Source organism: Bradyrhizobium sp. (assembly GCF_028868675.1).
Taxonomy (GTDB): domain Bacteria; phylum Pseudomonadota; class Alphaproteobacteria; order Rhizobiales; family Xanthobacteraceae; genus Bradyrhizobium.
This window is the reverse complement of sequence record NZ_JAGWUA010000281.1, coordinates 1-4,773: the sequence shown is the minus strand read 5'-3', so window position 1 is coordinate 4,773 and position 4,773 is coordinate 1. Positions and strand designations below refer to the sequence as shown.

Sequence of the window (4,773 nt, the reverse complement as noted above, 5' to 3'; positions counted from 1 at the left end):
CGCGCCGCCAAGATCGCGATGACGCCGCCCACGGGACCGGTGTTCATCTCGCTGCCCGGCGACATCCTCAATGCCGAGGCCGGCATCGAGCTCGGCCGCTCCACCCGCGTCGATGCCCGGACGAAGCCGTCCGACGACGCGCTGAAGGCATTTGCCGCGCGTCTCTTGAAGGCCGAGCGGCCCGCGATCGTGACCATGGACGAGATCGTCAGAAGCGACGCGCTGAAGGAAGCCGCCGAATTCGCGGAGACGCTCGGTGCCGCCGCCTATCAGTCCTCCACGCCCTATGGCGCGCATTTCCTCTCCGAGAGCCCGAGCTTCATGGGCACGCTGGCGCGCATCCAGAAGACGGCGCGCGAGACGCTTGCCCCCTACGATCTCCTCATCGCGCTCGGCGGCGATCCCCTGCGCATGTCCGTCTACAGCGAGACCGACGCGTTGCCGGACGGTCTGCCCATCGTGCAAGTCGGTCTCGCCGACCGGGAGATCGCCAAGAATTACGGCGCCGAGATTGCACTCAAGGCGGATGTGAAGGAGACGCTGCGGGCGCTCGTGCCGGTGCTGAGACAGATGGGCGGTGCCGCGCTGGAAGCGCGGGCGAAACAGCGCCTCGCCGGGCTCGCGGCAAAGAACTGGACCGCGCGCCGCGCCGCGCTGGTCGCGCAGATCGAAAAGAGCAGCGGCCGCACGCCGATCGATCCGGACTTTCTGGTGCTGAACATGGTCGAGGCGATGCCCGACAACGCGATCCTGGTCGACGAGGGCCTCACCTCCGGGCGCCAGATTCTGAACCTGCGGCCGCATCGCGACCGCTACGGCTATCACGGCCTCGCCTCCGGCGGCATCGGCTGGGGCCTGCCGGCCTCCGTCGGCGTCAGCCTCGCCAACCCGGCGCGTCCCGTGGTGTGCTTCTCCGGCGACGGCAGCGCGATGTACTCGATCCAGTCGCTGTGGACGGCGGCCCACCACAAGCTGCCGCTCAACGTCGTCATCGCCAACAATGGCGGCTACCGCATCATCAAGCAGCGCCTGCTCGCCTTCCACGGCGACGACAATTACGTCGGTATGGATTTCGTCGACCCGCCAGTCGATTTCGCGGGGATCGCAAGATCGCTCGGCTGCGAGGCGATCAAGCTGGGCGACCCCGCCGAGCTGAAGCCGACGCTGACCTCTGCCTTCAACCGCCCCGGCACCAAGCTGATCGAGGTGATGGTGGACGGGAAGGTGTGAGGGGGGCCGTCCACCGCCGTCATTGCGAGTTCCGACCGGCCCGAGGGGCCGACCCGCCTTAGATGAAAATGGGTGAGCCACTCTGACTGAGTTTAGACCGGTACCCACCCACTTTCTTCCTAGGAGCGTAGCGACGAAGCAATCCAGACTGCTTCTGCGGATGCATTTCTGGATTGCTTCGCTTCGCTCGCAATGACGATGCGGAGGCAGGGTGTCCTTTGGCCTACCCCTTCTTCCCCACCCGATGCCCCGCCGCCGGATGCGGCGCGGCGAGCCTTGCGCGGCCGGTGCCGAACAGCTTTTCCCGCAGCGTGCCTTGCGCGTAGGACGCCTTGTAGCGGCCGCGGCGGGTCAATTCAGGCACCAGCATGTCGGCGATGTCCTCGAAATCGCCGGGCGAGATCGCGAACGCCACGTTCAGCCCGTCGACGTCGGTCTTTTCGAACCAGTCTTCGATCTTGTCCGCGACGCTCTCGGGCGTGCCGACCACGACGGGGCCGGCGCCGCCGATGCCGACATGTTCGATGACGTCGCGCACCGTCCAGACCCGGTCGGGATCGGCGCGGGTCACGTTGTCCATCGCGCTGCGGCCGGCGTCGTTCTGGACATGGCGCACCTGCTGGTCGAGGTCGTAGCCGGAGAAGTCGACGCCGGTCCATCCCGACATCAGCGCAAGCGCGCCTTCGGCGCTGATGTGGCTGCGATAGTCGGCATATTTCGCCCTCGCCTCGGCTTCCGTCGGCGCCAGGATGATCGTCATCATCGAGAACATCAAAATCTCCGCCGGATTGCGGCCGATCTCCGAGGCCGCCTGCCGGATCGCGGACACCCGCGGTGCGATCACCTTGGCCGACGGCCCCGACATGAACACGCATTCGGCGTGCCGGGCGGCGAATTGCCGGCCGCGCGGCGAGGTGCCGGCCTGGTACAGCACGGGGGTGCGCTGCGGCGACGGTTCGCTCAGATGGATGGTGTTGTTGATACGCCAGTTCTGGCCCTCGTGGCTGATGCGATGCACCTTGGCGGGATCGGTGAAGATGCCGCGCGCCCGGTCGCGCAGGACCGCGTCGTCCTCCCAGCTTCCCTCCCAGAGCTTGTAGACCACCTCCATGTATTCGTCGGCGATGTCGTAGCGGTCGTCATGTGCGGTCTGCTTCTCCTTGCCGGCGCCGCGCGCGGCGCTGTCGAGATAGCCGGTGACGACGTTCCAGCCGATCCGTCCCTCCGTGAGATGGTCGAGCGTCGACATCCGCCGCGCGAACGGGTAGGGCGGCTCGAAGGAGAGGTTGGAGGTGACGCCGAAGCCGAGATTTTGCGTCACCGCGGCCATCGCCGAGACCAGCAGCAGCGGCTCGTTCGACGGCGTCTGCGCGGCGTTGCGCAAGGCGGCGTCGGGGCTGTTGCCGTACACGTCATAGACGCCGAGCACGTCGGCCAGGAATAGCCCATCGAAGCGGCCGCGCTCCAGCGTCTTCGCCAGGTCGAGCCAGTAGGGCAGGCGGTTATAGCTGCTGGTGCGGTCGCGCGGATGGGTCCACAGGCCCGGCGACTGATGTGCGACGCAATTCATCGCAAACGCGTTGAGCCTGATTTCCTTCGCCATCGACCTGTCCCTCTTGCGTCTTGCTCGGGCCGCGGAAAGCGCCAATGCCAACGGCCCGGATCGCGGCGAAGGTCTTGCATCGAACCTGCCCTTGGCAAGCGAAAATCAAGAGCGCAAGGACGAAATCGCAGGCCCCGCCACTTTCGAAGACCTGCGTATCTCGCTACGCTTGTTCCCGATCAGCCAGCAAAGAAGACATGACCAGAGCCGACGCCATCGCCCGCGCACGTCACGACATCGCCTCCGGCGCATTCCTCGCCGAACTCGACCGTCGCGTCGCCTATCGCACCGAGAGCCAGAATCCGGCGCGGGCCGAGGAATTGCGCGCCTATCTGGAACAGGAGATGCGGCCGGCTTTCGCCGCGCTCGATTTCGACAGCCGCCTCGTGGAATCCCCGAGCGGCAAGGCGCCGTTCCTCCTGGCCGAACATATCGAGAGCGCGTCGGCGCCGACCGTGCTGATCTACGGCCATGGCGACGTCGTCGACGGCATGGAGGGCGAGTGGCGCGACGATCGCGATCCCTGGCATGCCACGATCGCAGGGACTCGCGTCTACGGCCGCGGCACCGCCGACAACAAGGGCCAGCACAGCATCAACCTCGCCGCCCTTCGCGCGGTGCGCGCGGCGCGCGGCGGCAAGCTCGGCTTCAATGCCAAATTCATCGTCGAGATGGGCGAGGAGATCGGCTCACCCGATCTGGCTACGGTCTGCGCCGACAATCGCGCCGCGCTGAAGGCCGATCTGTTCATGGCCTCCGACGGGCCGCGGCTCGCGGCGGACCGGCCGACCCTGTTCCTGGGCTGCCGCGGCGGCATTCGCATCCATCTCGACGTCAACCTGCGCGATGGCGGGCATCACTCCGGCAATTGGGGCGGCGTGCTCGCCAACCCCGCGACCATCCTGGTCAACGCGATTGCGACCCTGGTCGACGGCCACGGTCGCCTCAGGCTGGAGCGGCTGAAGCCGCCGCGGCTGACCAACCAGATCAAGAGTTTTCTTGCCGACGTGAATGTCGAGCCGACCGCCGACGAACCGGCGCTGGCGGAAAATTGGGGCGAGGAAGGGCTGTCCGCCGCCGAACGGCTCTATGCCTGGAACACCCTCGAGGTGCTGGCGCTGTCGGCTGGCAATATCGAAAGACCGGCCAACGCCATCCCCGGCCATGCCAATGCCGTGCTGCAACTGCGTTTCGTTGTCGGCACCCGCATCGACGGCCTGGTCGACGCGATCAGCGCCCATCTCGTCGAGCAGGGCTTTCCGATGATCGAGGTGCGGGCGGCGCAGAGCTTTGCCGCCTCGCGCACCGATTTCGACAGTCCCTGGATCAAATGGGCGGCGGAATCCGTGCAGCGGACCACCGGCAAGGCGCCGGCCGTCCTGCCCAATTTCGGCGGCTCGCTGCCGAACGACGTGTTCTCCGAGATCCTGGGGCTGCCGACGATCTGGGTGCCCCATTCCTATCCCGGCTGCTCCCAGCATGCACCCAACGAGCATATTTTGCTGCCCCTCACCGAGGAGGCTCTGACGGTCATGGCCGGCCTGTTCTGGGATCTGGGCGATCTGGAACGCCCGCCGGCCTAGCCAAAGGGAGCATGGAAAGTCACATTCTATTTCGGCCCGATTTATGCAAGCATTTCGCATCCATCCAAGAAGGGGAGAAAAAGTGAAACATTTCCGAAACCTCGGCCTCGCGATCGCCGCGACCTTTGTCATGAGCCAGGCCGGCGCGGCAGAGCTCACGGGCACCTTGAAGAACATCAAGGACACCGGCGCCATCACGCTCGGCTTCCGCGACTCCTCGATCCCGTTCTCCTATCTCGACGACAACCAGAAGCCCGTCGGCTTCGCGATGGACATCTGCTACAAGGTCGTCGACGCCGTGAAGAAGGAGCTCAAGCTCGACAAGCTCGAGGTCAAGCTCAACCCGGTGACCTCGGC

Annotated in this window: 4 protein-coding genes; 3 read left to right on the top strand and 1 reads right to left on the bottom strand. The window is 66.1% G+C overall.

Translation table 11 applies throughout. From position 1 onward, the window contains the following. The coding region (locus KGM94_RS23555) for a thiamine pyrophosphate-dependent enzyme (RefSeq protein WP_300264621.1) at nucleotides 1–1,230 on the top strand (1,230 nt) is incomplete at its 5' end. A 223-nt stretch (nucleotides 1,231–1,453) separates the two neighbouring features. Here KGM94_RS23555 and KGM94_RS23550 read toward each other — a convergent pair. Further along, nucleotides 1,454–2,833, bottom strand: a complete 1,380-nt coding sequence (locus KGM94_RS23550) for an LLM class flavin-dependent oxidoreductase (RefSeq protein ID WP_300264619.1) — start codon at nucleotides 2,831–2,833, stop codon at nucleotides 1,454–1,456. 197 nt (nucleotides 2,834–3,030) lie between these two features. Here KGM94_RS23550 and KGM94_RS23545 point away from each other — a divergent pair, with 197 nt between their 5' ends. Both KGM94_RS23545 and KGM94_RS23540 read left to right on the top strand, forming a co-directional pair. Continuing rightward, on the top strand, nucleotides 3,031–4,416 hold the full coding sequence (locus tag KGM94_RS23545; RefSeq protein WP_300264617.1) for a M20 family metallopeptidase: 1,386 nt from the start codon (nucleotides 3,031–3,033) through the stop codon (nucleotides 4,414–4,416). Between the two features lie 82 nt (nucleotides 4,417–4,498). After that, the coding region (locus tag KGM94_RS23540; protein ID WP_300264615.1) for a transporter substrate-binding domain-containing protein at nucleotides 4,499–4,773 on the top strand (275 nt) is incomplete at its 3' end.